The organism is Streptomyces sp. NPDC014727 (genome assembly GCF_043083485.1).
In the GTDB taxonomy this organism is placed as follows: domain Bacteria; phylum Actinomycetota; class Actinomycetes; order Streptomycetales; family Streptomycetaceae; genus Streptomyces.
In genome coordinates this window covers 1-15,841 of record NZ_JBIBYR010000023.1, presented here as the reverse complement: position 1 = coordinate 15,841, position 15,841 = coordinate 1, and the positions used below count along the sequence as shown (strand labels likewise).

Sequence of the window (15,841 nt, the reverse complement as noted above, 5' to 3'; positions counted from 1 at the left end):
AGGGCCCGGAGCCCTCCGAGCACCAGTGGCCCTGTCCGGCGGGCAGGGCCGATGACCTCAGGCCCGCGAGAGGCTGCCCGCGCCCCGGCGGCGTATCCGGGCTTCCTCACGCTGTGCGGTCCGCGCCGCCCTGCGGGCTCTGCGGCGCTCACGGCGCAACTGCCGCGCCGAACTGCTCGGCATGGACACCACGCCATGGCGTTGATTCCAGACCTGCCGGGTGATCCAGACGTCCAGCGCCGACCAGGTAGCGACCACCGTGCTGCCCACGCTGCTCAGCACCATCGGAAAGGCCAGCCAGGAGCCCGTCAGCGTGCAGAGGAACGCCACCATGGCCTGGATGATCGTCAGCGACATGATGAGTACGGCACGCACGGCGGCGGTACGGACCGGGTCCGGCATCCGCCGCCGCGTCGCAGGCTCCTCCACCCAGAGTTGCCGCTGCTGGCGCGGGATCTTCGCCCCGACGGTCACCGCCGGGGCCGTCGTCGCGGCCGGTGCCGACGGCACCGGTCTCCGACGCTCTTCCGTATCCAAGGAACCTCAACTCCCCACCGCTGTCCGACCTCAGGGTTGCTGCCCGGCATGCGTCGTTTCTACGCGAGCGGATCGGACCACCCTGCCCCGGGCACTCCGCGTGGTCTCCCTGCCCCGTACAGAGAGACGAGTGAACAGCCGTGAAGATTCCCCCGAACCATCATCGAGCGAAGAATTCCAGCCAACTGCCCTGCCGGGCAACGTGAAGCTCTGACAGGTCTCTTCTGTCGCTTTCGTGAATTTCATTGCCTGGAATACCGGGACAACTCATGATCGACACCGAGGAGCGCGGCTGAAAATCGTCCGGACATCTCTTCGGGTTGTCTCTCTGTCGGTAGTAGGCTCGCGCCGTTTGTTGACGGAACACGACCCCCGCCCCGTGGGGTCGGGCTGGGGGAGGCCATGCGCTTTCGCGGGAAGTCCATCCGCAGGAAGATCGTGGCGCTGCTCCTGGTGCCGCTCGTCTCCCTCACCGGGCTCTGGGGTTTCGCCACCTTCCTGACGGGGCGTGAGGCCGGCCACCTGATGAGTGCGAGCACCGTCGTGGCGAAGGTCGGTCATCCTCTGGAGGACACCGTCCGCGCGATTCAGGACGAGCGCCGTCAGACTCTCGTCTTCCTCGCCGATCCCCGGGCCTCCAACGCCCTCCCTCTTCTGCAGCGCCGGCGCGCGAACACCGACCGTGTCGTGGCGGAGGTCCGGGACAGTGCACTGCAGCAGGACATTCGCGACGCACTGCGACCCGAGGACGAAACGCAGCTGAACTCGGTTCTCGGCACGGTCGAGGGTCTGGGTGCGCTCCGCGATTCGGTCGACAAACGCACCATCGACCGCCTGAAGGCAATGGAGTTCTACGACCGGCTCATAGATCCCTGCTACCGCTTTCTGACCGGTCTCCGCACGATGGAGAACGTATCGATGGACAAGCAGGTCCGTGCGCTGGTCGGCATCTCACGAGCCCGCGAAATGCTCTCCCGCGAGGACGCCCTGGTCGCGTCTGCACTCATCGCCGGGCGGCTGACCGCTTCCGAACTGCGCCGGATCTCCGACCTCGTCGCCAATCGCAAGCTGCTCTACGAGATCAACGGCGAGATGCTGCCCGCGTCGGAGCGCCGGCGCGTGGAGCAGTACTGGACGAGCCCGGACAGCGAAGCGCTGAGGACCGCGGAGAACACGCTCATCGCCGCCGGCCCCACCGACGAACCACGCGCGGTCGACGCCGAGCGTTGGCAGGAAGCGGCACCGCCGGTCCTGGACCGGCTGGCCAACGACTCCACCGAACTGAACAACCGCTTCCAGGACCGTGGAAAGCCGGCCGGCTACAGCGTTCTGATCAAGGCCGGGATCGCGGGCGTCCTCGGCTTCCTCGCCCTGCTCGCCTCGGTGTTCGTCTCCGTGCGCATCGGCCGGGAGCTCATCCGCGACCTCTCCCGGCTCCGCAAGGACGCCCATGAGGTCTCCGGGATACGGCTGCCGAGCGTGATGCGCAGGCTCGCCGCGGGCGAGCATGTCGACGTCGAGACCGAAGCACCGCACCTGCAGTACGAGCGCGACGAGATCGGCCAGGTCGGCCAGGCCCTCAACACCCTGCAACGGGCCGCTGTCGAAGCCGCGGTCAAGCAGGCGGACATGCGGCGCGGGGTGTCCGAGGTCTTCGTCAACCTCGCCCGCCGCAACCAGGTGCTCCTGCACCGGCAGCTGACGCTCCTGGACGCGATGGAGCGCCGCACCGAGAACACGGACGAACTCGCGGACCTCTTCCGTCTCGACCACCTGACCACCCGTATGCGGCGCCATGCCGAGGGCCTGGTCATCCTCTCCGGTGCCGCGCCCTCCCGTCAGTGGCGCAAGCCGATCCAGCTGATGGACGTGGTACGGGCGGCGGTGGCCGAGGTCGAGGACTACGAACGGATCGAGGTCCGTCGGCTCCCCCGCATCGGAGTGGGCGGCCCCGCCGTCGCCGACCTCACCCATCTCATCGCCGAACTCCTGGAGAACGCCACCGTGTTCTCGCCCCCGCACACCGGGGTCCAGGTGCACGGTGAACGCGTCGCCAACGGCTTCACGCTGGAGATCCACGACCGTGGTCTCGGCATGCCTCCCGACGTCCTCCTCGACGCCAACCTGAGACTCGCCGAGACCCCCGAGTTCGAACTCTCCGACACCGACCGGCTGGGCCTCTTCGTGGTCAGCCGCCTCGCCCAGCGGCAGAACGTCCGTGTCTCGCTGCAGAAGTCCCCGTACGGCGGCACGACCGCCGTCGTCTTCATCCCTGCGGCGCTGCTCACGGACGCCCCGGAGACGCACGGCACCGGATTCCGCCTCGACCGCCGGTCCGAGAAGGCGATCGGCGGTGGTGCGCGGGCAGCTGGTCAGGGACCGGGAAGCGACAAGGACCGCAGGGACGGGGCGCCGGACCGCCGGGCCGACGGCAGGCCTTCCGGTCTCGCCCCCGTCCCCACCGGCCTCGTCGACCCGGCCCTCCTGGACGGGCCGGTAGAGCTCGAAGGGCCCGTGGGAGCAATGGGCTTCGCGAGCGACCCCGCCCTCGATCCGGTGCTCGACGCAGGTCTGGCCCCCCTGCTGCGCGGCGCTTCCGACCTCGACGACACCGAGAGCGAACGCGGCGGAATCTTCCGCGCCCGTGATCTGCGGCGCGACGGTGACCGCGAGCAGCACCAGCAGGCCTCCGACCAGGTGGGGGAACCGACGGCCGGTGCACGGGCGAAGCAGCCCGTCGCCCCGGTGCCGCTGCCACGCCGCAAACCTCCGACGCTGGTCACCGAGAACGGCCGCCGGGTCGACGGGGCGGGCCGCTCCCATGCGCCGAGCGCCGAGCGCGATCCCGCACCCGGCCCGGCCGACGCCGACGGCCGCGCTACCGACACCGGGGGCAGGCCCGTGGCCGCCGGTCCCTGGCGCCCCGCGGCCGGCGCCGGCGGGTCCACCGAGCCGCGACCTCCCACAGGACCCCGGCAGCCCACCGGCTTCCGGAAACCCACCGAGCCGGGCACACCGCCGCGGTCCGTTCCACCGGCCGAGCCCGGTGTACCCGCAGAGCCCGACTCACCCACCGAGCCCGCGCCCCCGGGGGCCCCGGGCCCGGCCCGTGAGACCGTGGGCGGGCTGCCGCGGCGCATCCGGCAGGCCAGCCTCGCCCCGCAGCTTCGCGAAGTCACCGGCGGCCGCGACGCGGAGCCGACCCGAACGGAATCGGCTCAGGACTTCGAACGGGACGCGGACGAGGTACGCAGCCGCATGGCTTCGCTCCAGCGCGGCTGGCAGCGCGGCCGCCGGCAGAACGCCGAGGACGTGACCGGTCCCGGTGACACAGCACAAGGAACCACTTCGGGAGGGGACGGTCGATGACCGCACCGAACGCCGCAGCACCCAACGCCGCACGCCGGGGCTCAGGCCAGCTCAACTGGCTCCTCGACGAACTCGTCGAGCGCGTCGCCAGCATCCACAAGGCGCTGGTGCTCTCCAGTGACGGCCTCGCCACCGGCACGTCCAAGGATCTGACCCGCGAGGACAGCGAGCATCTGGCGGCCGTCGCCTCCGGATTCCACAGTCTCGCCAAGGGTGTGGGGCGCCACTTCGACGCGGGCCGGGTCCGCCAGACCGTCGTGGAACTCGACGAGGCGTTCCTCTTCGTCACGGCGGCCGGTGACGGCAGCTGTCTCGCCGTGCTGGCCGACGCCGACTCCGACGTCGGTCTGGTGGCCTACGAGATGACGCTGATGGTGAAGCGCGTCGGTGCCCACCTGGCCAACGCACCCCGGACCACCGGTCAGTCCGCCGGGGGGTGAGTGGACGGCATGAGCGCTGACTCCTCCAGATCACCGGCCACGCCGACGGACCCGCAGGCCTCGCGCTGGTACGACGCCGACGCCGGACCGGTGGTCCGTCCGTACGCGATGACCCGGGGCCGTACCAGCAGCGCCTCCCGCCATCGGCTCGACCTGATCGCGGTCGTCGTCCCCGAACCCGCGGCCGACGACCCCGGCCGGGACCAGACGCTCTCCCCGGAACACGTGGAGATCGTCGAACTCTGCAGTGACATGCCCCAGTCGATAGCCGAGCTGGCGGCCGGCCTGGATCTCCCCGTCGGAGTGGTCCGGGTGCTGGTCGGCGATCTCGTCGAGGACGAGCTGGTGCACGTAACCCGTCCCGTTCCGCCGGCCGAACTGCCGGACGTGAACATTCTTCGCGAGGTGATCAATGGCCTTCGGGCGCTCTAGCCGCAACAGGCGGCCCGTGGAGCCCGTTACCCTGAAAATCCTGGTGGCGGGCGGCTTCGGAGTGGGCAAGACGACTCTGGTCGGCGCGGTCAGCGAGATCAGGCCGCTGCGCACGGAGGAGAGACTCAGCGAGGCGGGCCGCCCGGTGGACGACCTGGCGGGTGTGGAGGCGAAGACCACGACCACTGTCGCCATGGACTTCGGCCGGATCACGCTCCGCGAGGACCTGGTGCTCTACCTCTTCGGTACTCCGGGGCAGGACCGGTTCTGGTTCCTGTGGGACGAACTGGCCCAGGGTGCGCTGGGGGCGGTCGTGCTCGCCGACACCAGGCGACTGGAGGACTGCTTCGCGGCGGTCGACTACTTCGAGCGCCGCGCGATCGCGTTCACCGTCGCCGTCAACTGCTTCGAGGGGGCCGACACGTTCCCCATCGAGACGGTACAGGCGGCACTGGACCTCGATCCGGAGGTACCGGTGGTCATGTGCGACGCACGCGACCGCTCCTCCGCACGGGACGTACTCGTGACGGTCGTCGAGCACGCGGTGGCCCGCGCGGAGCGTCCTCGCGAGCCCGCGACGACATAGGAGACGCCCATTCGGCCACAACGCGGTCAACGCGGCCCGCACCCTCGCCGACCGGGGTGCGGACCGCGCGTCGTTTCCTGACCGGGCATGGATCTTTCTCCCCGGGTGATGGCCCGTCAAGGCAGTTGGCGGCACAGGCTGTCCGGGCAGCGGCCGGACGGTCCGGTACGCGAGCACGTCGGGGCCGGGGGACGGGGCGTCCGGACGGCCGGCAGTGGCCGTCCCTGTACGTACGACCGGACCGTGTCACGCCGCAAGAACGGCACGTCGACCCTCAGCCCGCGCACCGAGGGCCGCGCCAGAAGCCGTCCTGACAGGGAAAGGAGACCGACGACCGGCCGCACGTACTCCTGACGCAACGTCAGAAAACGCTTCGATCAGCGGTTGTCGGCCAGCCACTTGGCCGCGATCTCCGCCAGCTCCCGGTCGCGGCCCGCCAGCATCATCCGGATCATCTGCACGTCGCCACGCAGTGACCATGCGGGATGCCCGAAGGTGGCCGGATTGTTCTTCTCGATCAGGAAGTGGGCGGGCCAGGCGGTCCCGTACCCGATCAGCGGCAGAGCGGCCGCGTACCTCCGGCGTCCCCGCGCCAGGCCGTAGGCGGTGATCGCGAGTCCGGTGAGGGTGCCCGTCAGATGGACCCATCGGGTCGCGGCCCTGGAGTGCATCGCGACGTAGTAGGGCCAGAACTCTTCATATGAATCGAACGTCTGCTGTGACATACGGGCACCGTAATGGCTCACATGGCCACCGGAAACGGTCGATCCGTGTCCGAGAGGGTGAACGGGTGGCCGGAACCCGGAGGGGCCACCCGTTCTCCCTCTCGCGTCAGTGCCCCGCGACGGACCTCCGGGCCACGGGGAAGTCGAAGTACGTGTCAGGGAACGGCTCGGGCTTGAAGGTGTAGTGCCACCATTCCTCGGCCAGATTCACGAAGCCGGCGTCGGTGAGCGTCTTCTTCAGGAACTGCCGATTGGCTCGCTGGGACCCCTGGACGCGCGGGTCATCGGTGTGGGAGAGCGTGTCGAAGCAGTCGAAACCCGTGCCCATGTCCACGGAATCATCCGGGAAACGGTCGGCCTGAGGCGCGTAGCAGGGCACCTGCTTCCCTCCCGGCAGGTACGGTCCCGTCGGTGCGGCGGGCAGTTTCACCAACGTCAGGTCCACCGTGCTGCCACGGCTGTGTCCGGACTTCTCGGCGATGTAACCGTCGGCGAACAGCCGCGCCTTGTCGACCCGGGGATAGAACTCGCCCTTCATCGTCTCGTCGCCGAGATCCTTCGCCCACTGCACGAAGTGGTCGACCGCCCGCTGCGGCCGGTAGCAGTCGTACACCTTCAGCGAGTAGCCCTGGCGCAGCAGGCGGGTCTGGGCGTGGTGCAGGGCCCGGGCCGCGGGCCGGGCCAGGATGCAGAGCGGTTGGCGGTAGCCGTCCACCGGCACGCCCATGAAGTTGTGCGCGGTGGGGTAGCGCATCTCCTGGATGATCGTCGGATCCACCGAGCGCAGTGCGACGAATTCCCCGGGCGCTTTCGGCTCGGGGGCCGCCTGTGCGGCGGGGGCGGTGGCGGTGACGGCGAGCAGGGCGGCAGCGGCCGCCAGGACACGGAGAGCGGAAGCGATACCTGTCATGAGCACATAATCCAGCAATGCGGGGCCACCCGGTGGGCGATCCGATACAGTCCGCGCGTGGCCAACCAGGCGAGCAACTCCGAGAAGCCGGTCAAGGACTCCCACTGCGGGAGCTGCGGAGCGCCGTACGCCGCCTCCACGTCCCCCACCACCTGGCCCCGCACCTGCGCCGTCTGCGGCGACACGGCCTACCGTAACCCGTTGCCGGTCGCGGTGGCCCTGCTTCCCGTCACCGACCGGGACGGCACCGGACTCGTCACCGTCATCCGTGCCATCCCGCCCCGACGCGGCGGACTCGCCCTCCCCGGCGGCTTCATCGACCACGACGAGGACTGGAGGCACGCCGTCGTACGTGAACTCCGTGAGGAGACCGGCATCGAGGCCGACGAACAGGACGTCCGCCTCGCCGACGCCCTCAGCGCCCCGGACGGCCACCTGCTCCTCTTCGGCCTGCTCCCGGAGCGACCCGCAGCCGAGCTCCCACCCTCCGGGCCGACCGAGGAGACGAGCGGCTTCCAACTGCTCCGCGCACCTACCGAACTCGCCTTCCCGCTGCACACCCTGGCTGCCCGCACCTGGTTCGAGGGCGGATACCACTGACCGGCCCGCCCCGGTCGCCGGCACGGTTGACCGGCCTACAAGCCGCGTACCCGCACCGGGCGGTCCACCGGCCCCTCCTCGCCCTCCCGCTCCACCAGAACCTTTCCGTCCACCAGCCGCGACGTGTACCGCTCGACCTCCACCCGCTCCCAGCCGTCACCCGCGTCCCGGACCACCGGACCGCCCCCGCTGCGTCCCGCGGCCGGAGCCCACACCTCCAGCTCCACACCCCCGTCCGCACCCCGCACCGGCAGCACCGAACCGGCCCGCGCCAGCACCGGCACCCGTGACAGCGGTGCATCGAGCAACACCTGACCTGGCCCCTCGTACACCTCGCCCGTCGCCGTGTCGTACCAACGCCCACGCGGCAACCGCACCGCCCGGCGATCCACGCCGCGCTCCAGCACCGGCGCCACGAGCAGCGCGTCACCCAGCAAGAAGGCGTCCTCGCACTCCCGCAACGCCCGCTCCCCGGGCGCCCGCCACCAGAGCGGTCGCACATACGGGGCACCGGTCAGCCTGGCCAGATGCGCCAGCGTCACGAAATACGGACGAAGCCGCTCCCGTTCCTCCAGCGCGGCCCGCGCGTGCTCAAGCACCCGCGGGCCGAATTCCCACGGCTCCCGCCGCCCCGCGTCGATCGCCGCATGGGTACGGAACAGCGGCAGATACGCACCGAGCTGGAACCACCGCAGATACAACTCGGGCGACGGCGACCCGTCGAACCCGCCGATGTCCGGCCCCGAATACGGGACCCCGCACAGACCCAGCCCCAGCACCAGCGCCAGCGAGGCCCGAAGTCCGGGCCAGCCGGTCCCCACATCACCGGACCAGGTGCCCCCGTACCGCTGCATCCCCGCCCAGCCGGAACGCGAGAACAGAAACGGACGTGTCTCCGGCCGCAGCCGACGAAGCCCTTCGTACCCGGCACGCGCCATCGCGAGACCGTAGACGTTGTGGGCCTCGCGGTGATCGCCCCCGCGGCCCTCCAGACAATGCCGCGCGGACCGCGGCAGTGTGGGATCCCCGAACGCCGCGAACGACACCGGCTCGTTCATGTCGTGCCACACCCCGGAGAACCCTTGCGCGAGCCGCTCCTCGTACAGACCACCCCACCACTCCCGCACCCGCGGATCGGTGAAGTCCGGATACACGCACTCACCCGGCCACACCTCCCCGCGCACCACCCGGCCCCGGGCGTCCCGGACGAACGCGCCACCGCTGCCGACCGCCGTACCCGTGTCGAACACCGCGTTCCCCGGCTCCGCCTTCACCGCGGGATCGACGATCGACACCAGCCGCACCCCGTCCTCACGCAATTCCTTGGCCAGCCCCGGCAGATCGGGAAAGCGCTCACGGTCGACGGTGAAGACCTGATGCGCGTCGTAGTGGTCGATGTCCAGATGCAGTACGGACAGCGGCAGCCCCCGCTCCCGGTACCCCGCGACGATCCGCCGGACCTCCTGTTCGCTCCCGAACCCCCAACGGGCATGCTGCGGTCCCAACGCCCAGGACGGCGGCAGTGCCGGCGCACCCGTGAGCGCCGTCCAGCTCTGCAGCACCCGTGCCGGGGTACCGGCCATCACCCAACAGCGCAGCGGCCCCCCGTCCATCCGTACCTCACACATCCCCGGCCGGTCATGGCCGGATCCCGCACCCTCCTCGCCCTCTCGCAGCTTCACCTTCCCCGACCAGGTGTTGTCGTGGAACACCAGATGTGTCCCCGCGTCGGAGACCACCAACTGCACCGGCATCGTCAGATACAGCGGATCGTCGCCGGGCCCGAAGCACCCGCCCGGATCGGTGTTCCACAGTGTGTACGCCCCGTCGCGCAGCCGAGGCCCGGACGCCCGTCCGCCGAGCCCGAAGAACCGGGCGTCCGCGGGCACCTCGGAACGCTGGACCCACCGCGCGGCGCCACCCGCGACCGGCTCCCACCAGCGCGGCGGCAGTTCGCGCCGGAGCACCACCCCGCCAGGCGTGCGCAGCTCCACGGCCCCGTGCCGCGACACCGCGACGGTCAGCCGCTCGGACACCACCTGCCAGCCACCGTCCTTGTCCGGCTCCAGTTCGGCCCGCGGATCCGCCTCGGGCGCCGCGCCGGCCAGCGCGTACGACGGCAACGGCTCCGCCCCGTCCCAGCCCCAGAACACCGCACCGCCCACCGACACCCGGACCCGCAGCTCCGAACGCGCGAATCGCACCACACCCCCGCCCGGCCCCGGTTCCGCCCCCACCACCAGGCCCGGCACTCTGGCCCGCTCCGCACCGCGCCGCGGCAGTGCCCGCGCATCCGCGTTCCGGCGGCGCCAGGAGGCGCGCACCGTGCGCAGCCCCTGCACCGAACCGACCATCTTCACCGAGCGCACCAGGTCACGACCGTCCATGCAGCTCACCCTGCCATCCGACAGGGCGGGTGCGGGCGTCGTTCAACTTCCGTTCACCCGTGGCCGGACCACATATCCGGACACGCGACCATGGGTGGTGAACCCTGGTGCGAAAGACGATCACATGGCATCGTCCGTAAAAGCCGCCTCACGCGCACACCCCAGCACGTGTGCGCGGACCCACGCCCATCCCGCGTATCCGTACAGCCAGGGAGCCGCCCCATGACCGCAGCAGCCAACGAAGCCCCCCTCTGGCAGCCCGGCCCCGACCGCATCGCGGCCGCGGCGGTCACCCGCTTCCAGAGCTGGGCGGCCGAGCGGTACGGAGCACCGGCCGATGGCGGCTACCCGGCCCTGCACCGCTGGTCGGTCGACGAACTCGACACCTTCTGGCAGGCCGTCGCCGAATGGTTCGACGTACGCTTCTCCACCCCGTACGAGTCCGTCCTCGGCAACCGCACCATGCCCGGCGCCCAATGGTTCCCCGGCGCCACTCTCAACTACGCCGAACACGCCCTGCGCACCGCGGAAGACCCCCTGCGCGCCGACGCCCCAGCCCTGCTCCACGTCGACGAGACCCACACCCAGGCCGCCGTCTCATGGTCCGAACTCCGCCGCCGGGTCGGATCGCTCGCCGCCGAACTCCGCGCCCTCGGCGTCACACCGGGCGACCGCGTCAGTGCGTACGTCCCCAACATCCCCCAGGCCGTCGTCGCCTTCCTCGCCACCGCGGCCGTCGGCGGCGTCTGGACGTCCTGCGCCCCCGACTTCGGCGCCCGCAGCGTCCTCGACCGCTTCCAGCAGGTCGAACCCGTCGTCCTCTTCACCGTCGACGGCTACCGCTACGGCGGCAAGGACCGCGACCGCACCGACACGGTCGCCGAGCTGCGCCGCGAACTGCCCACCCTGCGCGCCGTCGTCCACATCCCGCTGCTGGGCACCGAGGCCCCGGAGGGCGCCCTCGAATGGTCCGCCCTCACCGCCGCGGACACCACGCCGGTCTTCGAGCAGGTGCCCTTCGACCATCCGCTGTGGGTGCTGTACTCCTCCGGGACCACCGGGCTCCCGAAGGCGATCGTCCAGTCCCAGGGCGGCATCCTGCTGGAACACTTCAAGCAGGTGGGCCTGCACTGCGACCTCGGCCCCGACGACCGGTTCTTCTGGTACACCTCCACCGGCTGGATGATGTGGAACTTCCTCGTCTCGGGCCTGCTCACCGGAACCACTCTCGTCCTGTACGACGGAAGCCCCGGCTACCCGGATGTCAGCGCCCAGTGGCGCGTCGCCGAACAGACCGGAACAACCCTCTTCGGCACCTCCGCCGCCTACGTCATGGCCTGCCGCAAGGCCGATATCCACCCGGGCCGGGACTTCGACCTCTCCCGCATCCAATGCGTGGCCACCACCGGATCCCCGCTCCCGCCCGACGGATTCCGCTGGCTCCACGACGAAGTCGCGGACGACCTCTGGATCGCCTCCGTCAGCGGCGGGACGGACGTCTGCAGTTGCTTCGCCGGCGCGGTCCCCACCCTTCCGGTGCACATCGGCGAACTCCAGGCCCCCTGCCTCGGCACGGATCTCCGGTCCTGGGACCCCGCGGGCAAGCCACTGGTCGGAGAAGTGGGCGAACTCGTCGTCACCGCCCCCATGCCCTCCATGCCGATCCGCTTCTGGAACGACCCCGACGGCAGCCGCTACCACGACAGCTACTTCGACATGTACCCCGGCGTCTGGCGCCACGGAGACTGGATCACTCTCACCGAGCACGGCTCGGTCGTCATCCACGGCCGTTCCGATTCCACGCTCAACCGCCAGGGCGTACGGATGGGCTCCGCGGACATCTACGAAGCGGTCGAGCGGCTTCCCGAGATCCGGGAATCCCTCGTCATCGGTATCGAAGAACCCGACGGCGGCTACTGGATGCCGCTCTTCGTCCACCTCGCCGACGGCGCCGCACTCGACGACGACCTGCGCGACAGCATCAAGCGGACCATCCGCGAGAACCTCTCCCCGCGCCATGTTCCGGACGAGGTCATCGAGGTCCCCGGCATCCCGCACACCCTCACCGGCAAGCGCATCGAGGTTCCGGTCAAACGTCTTCTCCAAGGCACGGCGCTGGCCAAGGCGGTCAATCCCGGCTCGATCGACAACCTCGAACTCCTCCACTTCTACGAGGACCTCGCCCGCAAGCGTCACTGACCGACCGCGTTGTCAGTGCCCGTGATTACTCTGAGTGAGCAATGATCGACAGCGCACTGGGGGAATCATGGCGCGAACCAGGAACACCAAGCACATCACGACCGGCGGTTCCAGCCGGTCGGGCACATCCATGCGACGCACGCTGCGCCGCGAAGCGCCAAGCACCATCGGCCTCCTGGCCGACGAGCAGGACTTCGCGGCGATGCAGCGCTACCGCACCTTCACCTTCGACGACCACACCGTCTATCTGCGGCAGATCGAGGGCCTGCTCAAGGCCCTCGCCGCACAGGGGATGCACACGACGGTCGCTCTCTTCGACCCGGAGGAGTACGCAGAGTTCTGCCGCGAGTCAGGAATCGCTCCCGACGCCCCCGCCAGCCGCAGCCGCTTCACCGCCGAAATCGCCTCGGCCGGTGCCACCGTCGCGTACACCGGACAGACCATCGACAGCCTGATCCCGCTCCTGGTCGGCCGAGCCGTCCGCCAGGCCACCTGGGAGTACGCCACGATGCTCCTGGCCGAACTAGGAGAATGCGCGGACTGCGGACAGGACGTCGGCCGCGCCGCCTTCGACCGGGCCTCCCACCTCCTGCTGCGCATCCTGGAGACGGCCGGACCGGGTACCCACCACCTCGTCTGCAGCACCCCCACCGAGAACGAGCACCTGCTCGCCGTCCTGCACACCGAGCGCGACACCGCCGGGCCCGCCCGCCTCGAATCGGCGGAGGGAACGGAGTTCGTCACGGTGCTCGCCGTCGGCATCGCCCTCGACAAGCCCGGGGGAGTCGTGCTCCGCACGAGCAGGGCCGGCACCGACGACCGGGTACATGGCTGGCGGCTGGTCGGCGGCAGCCTGACCCCGCTCACGGCCGGCGAGGTATTCAGCGCCTACTGCACCGACGCCGACACCGGCGAACCCGTCGCCCCGGAGTCGCTGGTGGAGTACTGCGCGGGCTTCGATCTCGGCGCCGATGAACCGGAGCCGCACCACTGACCGGCCGAGGGGGCTCCCCGCCACATGGCAGGAAGCCCCCTCAACCTCGGACGACGCGGGACTACTCGCCCGACAGCACCGCTTGAGCCGCCATCCGCGCCTCTTCGGCGGAGTCCGTCGCGCGCGCGGCGGAGGCGGCCCGCTCGCACTGAGCGAGCGTGTACTTCGCCAGCGTGGCACGGACATAGGGAATGGACGCCGCCCCCATCGACAGGGACGTCACACCGAGCCCCGTCAGAACACAGGCGAGCAGCGGATCGGAGGCGGCCTCACCGCAGACACCACAACTCTTGCCCTCAGCCGTGGCCGCCTGCGCCGACAGTGCCACCAGGTCGAGCAGTGCGGGCTGCCACGGATCCTGCAGCCGGGACACCGCACCCACCTGACGATCGGCGGCAAAGGTGTACTGGGCCAGGTCATTGGTGCCCAGCGAGAGGAACTCCACTTCCCGGAGGATCGAGCGTGCGCGCAGAGCGGCGGACGGGATCTCCACCATCGCACCGAACTTCGCACCCAGACCGGCCTCACGACAGGCGTCGGCGAACGCCTTCGCGTCCGCCCGGTCCGCCACCATCGGGGCCATGACCTCAAGGTGGACGGGCAGGCCCTCGGCCGCCTTCGCCAGCGCGGTCAGCTGGGTCCGCAGCACATCGGGGTGGTCCAGCAGGCTCCGCAGCCCGCGCACACCCAGAGCGGGGTTCGGCTCGTCCGCCGGGGTCAGGAAGTCCAGCGGCTTGTCGGCGCCGGCGTCCAGGACCCGCACCACGACACGTCCCTCGGGAAATGCCTCAAGCACCGCGCGGTAGGCCGCGACCTGCTTCTCCTCGGACGGCGCCCGCTCGCTGTCGTCCAGAAAGAGGAACTCGGTACGGAAGAGTCCCACGCCCTCGGCGCCGGCCTCGACCGCCGCCGGCACATCGCCCGGCCCGCCCACATTGGCGAGCAGTGGGATCTTGTGACCGTCCGAAGTCGAACCCGGGCCGGTCGAAGCGGACAGCGCGGCCTTGCGGGCCGCAGCGGCGCTCTCCATCTCCGCCCGCTTCTCGGCGCTGGGCTCGACGAAGATCTCACCCGTGCTGCCGTCCACCGCGATGACCGTGCCCTCGGCCAGCTCACCGGCGCCGGGGAGCGCCACCACGGCAGGCACCCCGAGTGCTCGCGCCAGAATCGCGCTGTGGCTGGTGGGCCCGCCCTCCTCGGTCACGAAGCCGAGCACCAGCGCCGGGTCCAAGAGCGCCGTATCGGCGGGCGCCAGATCCCGCGCGATGAGCACGTAGGGCTCGTCACTGTCCGGCACACCGGGCATCGGCACGCCGAGCAGCCGGGCGACGATCCGGTTGCGCACGTCGTCGAGGTCGGCAACGCGCCCCGCCAGGTACTCCCCGGCGTTGGCCAGCAGCGCCCGGTAGGAGGCGAACGCGTCGTACACGCCGCGCTCAGCGCTGCTGCCGACGGCAATACGCCGCTCGACATCAGCCATCAGCTCGGGGTCCTGGGCCATCATGGCCTGGGCCTCCAGTACGTGTTGAGCCTCGCCACCGGCGAGATTGCCGCGTGCGATCAGGTCGGCCGCCACGGCCTCCACCGCCTGGCGAGCGCGCCCCTGCTCACGCTCCGCGTCCTCGGCCGGGATCTGCTTGGCCGGCGGTTCGAGTACCGCCGTACCCATATGACGCACCTCGCCGATCGCCACTCCGTGGCTCACACCGACGCCTCGCAGCGTTGTCTCCATGTCACCCGTCTCCGGTCGTGCGGCGGTCCCTGCCCCCGCGATGGATATCCAGTCGGCTGTCACCGTGCCGAGCCCGTCACTGCCAGCCGAACAATGTGTCACCGAGCTTCACGTCGCCGTCCTCGCGGACGTCGGAGAGGGAATCAGCGGTGGCTTCCAGTGCGACGATCGGGCACACGGGAGACTTTCCGAGCGCCTCGACGCCGGCGGGGTCCCACCGCACGATGCCCTGACCGCGGGTGACCGTGTCCCCCTTGTTCACGAGCAGCTCGAAGCCCTCGCCATTGAGCTGAACGGTGTCGATGCCGAGGTGCACGAGCACGCCGTGCCCGTGCTCGTCCACGACGACGAACGCGTGCGGGTGAAGGGAGACAACGATGCCGTCGACGGGCGAGACGGCCTCGGACGGCTCACGTACGGGATCAACGGCGGTTCCAGGCCCCACCATCGCGCCGGAGAAGACCGGGTCCGGTACGGCGGCGAGCCCGATGGCCCGTCCGGCAAGGGGGGACGTCACAGTGGTCATGGGGAACCTCCCAGGGGTGGAGCTCGAATGGCGCCGTCACGCCTTGCGGACGACGCCGTGCTGTTCAGCAGACTAAGTCATGGGAAGTTCCGGTTCCGCCCGAGTCCTGACGGTTCGCGACCTTAGAAGGGCACCGGAAACGATTTGCCTCGACTCCCGGAGGCCTGTACTGTCGTACCCCTGCCTGGCCCCACCGCGACTTCACGTCGGGGGTTGGCGGCGACTTTCAAGACCCGACTCTAAACCCGGATCGGCACCCGCATGCCTGCAGGTGGTTGGTCAAGGGAATGGAAAAGGCCTGATAGAGTCGGAATCGCCGGAAAGGGAAACGCGAAAGCGTGGAACTGGAAAGCGGCCCCGCTTCGACCGGGAATCGGACACGAAAGAGTCTGATAGAGTCGGAA

13 protein-coding genes are annotated in these 15,841 nt (G+C 70.2%); 7 read left to right on the top strand and 6 right to left on the bottom strand.

Annotation, left to right across the window (positions count from 1 at the left end):
• Positions 1–57 precede the first annotated feature (57 nt).
• Positions 58–510 carry a hypothetical protein gene (locus ACF1B9_RS28525; protein WP_391745405.1) on the bottom strand — a complete coding sequence of 151 codons (453 nt, stop codon included), beginning with the start codon at positions 508–510 and terminating at the stop codon, positions 58–60.
• Between the two features lie 429 nt (positions 511–939).
• Between ACF1B9_RS28525 and ACF1B9_RS28520 the strand changes: the two genes are divergently transcribed.
• From ACF1B9_RS28520 to ACF1B9_RS28505, 4 genes are read left to right on the top strand one after another with little or no spacing between them, the layout of a single operon-like run.
• On the top strand, positions 940–3,906 hold the full coding sequence (locus ACF1B9_RS28520) for a nitrate- and nitrite sensing domain-containing protein (protein WP_391745406.1): 2,967 nt from the start codon (positions 940–942) through the stop codon (positions 3,904–3,906).
• Complete coding sequence (locus ACF1B9_RS28515; protein ID WP_351083768.1) at positions 3,903–4,346, top strand: roadblock/LC7 domain-containing protein; 444 nt, start codon at positions 3,903–3,905, stop codon at positions 4,344–4,346. The genes ACF1B9_RS28520 and ACF1B9_RS28515 overlap by 4 nt, the downstream gene beginning before the upstream one ends.
• A gap of 9 nt (positions 4,347–4,355) precedes the next feature.
• Positions 4,356–4,778, top strand: a complete 423-nt coding sequence (locus tag ACF1B9_RS28510) for a DUF742 domain-containing protein (RefSeq protein WP_351083770.1) — start codon at positions 4,356–4,358, stop codon at positions 4,776–4,778.
• The gene (locus ACF1B9_RS28505; RefSeq protein WP_391745408.1) at positions 4,759–5,364 is read left to right on the top strand and encodes an ATP/GTP-binding protein; all 606 of its coding nucleotides are present in this window, start codon (positions 4,759–4,761) and stop codon (positions 5,362–5,364) included. The genes ACF1B9_RS28510 and ACF1B9_RS28505 overlap by 20 nt, the downstream gene beginning before the upstream one ends.
• Before the next feature lie 377 nt (positions 5,365–5,741).
• On the opposite strand, the gene ACF1B9_RS28500 is transcribed toward ACF1B9_RS28505, so the two are convergent.
• Both ACF1B9_RS28500 and ACF1B9_RS28495 read right to left on the bottom strand, forming a co-directional pair.
• A complete protein-coding gene (locus ACF1B9_RS28500) occupies positions 5,742–6,089 on the bottom strand; it encodes an Mpo1-like protein (RefSeq protein ID WP_376281694.1) in 348 nt (115 codons plus the stop codon).
• 106 nt (positions 6,090–6,195) lie between these two features.
• Complete coding sequence (locus ACF1B9_RS28495; protein ID WP_391745410.1) at positions 6,196–6,999, bottom strand: M15 family metallopeptidase; 804 nt, start codon at positions 6,997–6,999, stop codon at positions 6,196–6,198.
• Positions 7,000–7,056: 57 nt separating this feature from the next.
• Between ACF1B9_RS28495 and ACF1B9_RS28490 the strand changes: the two genes are divergently transcribed.
• On the top strand, positions 7,057–7,599 hold the full coding sequence (locus ACF1B9_RS28490; protein WP_391745412.1) for an NUDIX domain-containing protein: 543 nt from the start codon (positions 7,057–7,059) through the stop codon (positions 7,597–7,599).
• A 35-nt stretch (positions 7,600–7,634) separates the two neighbouring features.
• Here ACF1B9_RS28490 and ACF1B9_RS28485 read toward each other — a convergent pair whose 3' ends face one another.
• Complete coding sequence (locus ACF1B9_RS28485; RefSeq protein WP_391745414.1) at positions 7,635–9,986, bottom strand: glycoside hydrolase family 31 protein; 2,352 nt, start codon at positions 9,984–9,986, stop codon at positions 7,635–7,637.
• Between the two features lie 222 nt (positions 9,987–10,208).
• On the opposite strand from ACF1B9_RS28485, the gene ACF1B9_RS28480 reads away from it, so the two are divergent.
• The gene (locus ACF1B9_RS28480) at positions 10,209–12,185 is read left to right on the top strand and encodes an acetoacetate--CoA ligase (protein WP_391745416.1); all 1,977 of its coding nucleotides are present in this window, start codon (positions 10,209–10,211) and stop codon (positions 12,183–12,185) included.
• 67 nt (positions 12,186–12,252) lie between these two features.
• Positions 12,253–13,179 (top strand): hypothetical protein, encoded by a 927-nt coding sequence (locus tag ACF1B9_RS28475; protein WP_391745418.1) that lies wholly within the window; start codon positions 12,253–12,255, stop codon positions 13,177–13,179.
• Positions 13,180–13,240: 61 nt separating this feature from the next.
• Here the strand turns inward: ACF1B9_RS28475 and ptsP are convergent, their stop codons facing one another.
• Both ptsP and ACF1B9_RS28465 read right to left on the bottom strand, forming a co-directional pair.
• Positions 13,241–14,911 (bottom strand): phosphoenolpyruvate--protein phosphotransferase, encoded by a 1,671-nt coding sequence (gene ptsP, locus ACF1B9_RS28470; protein ID WP_391745420.1) that lies wholly within the window; start codon positions 14,909–14,911, stop codon positions 13,241–13,243.
• Between the two features lie 76 nt (positions 14,912–14,987).
• On the bottom strand, positions 14,988–15,437 hold the full coding sequence (locus tag ACF1B9_RS28465) for a PTS glucose transporter subunit IIA (RefSeq protein ID WP_391745422.1): 450 nt from the start codon (positions 15,435–15,437) through the stop codon (positions 14,988–14,990).
• Positions 15,438–15,841: the final 404 nt, after the last annotated feature.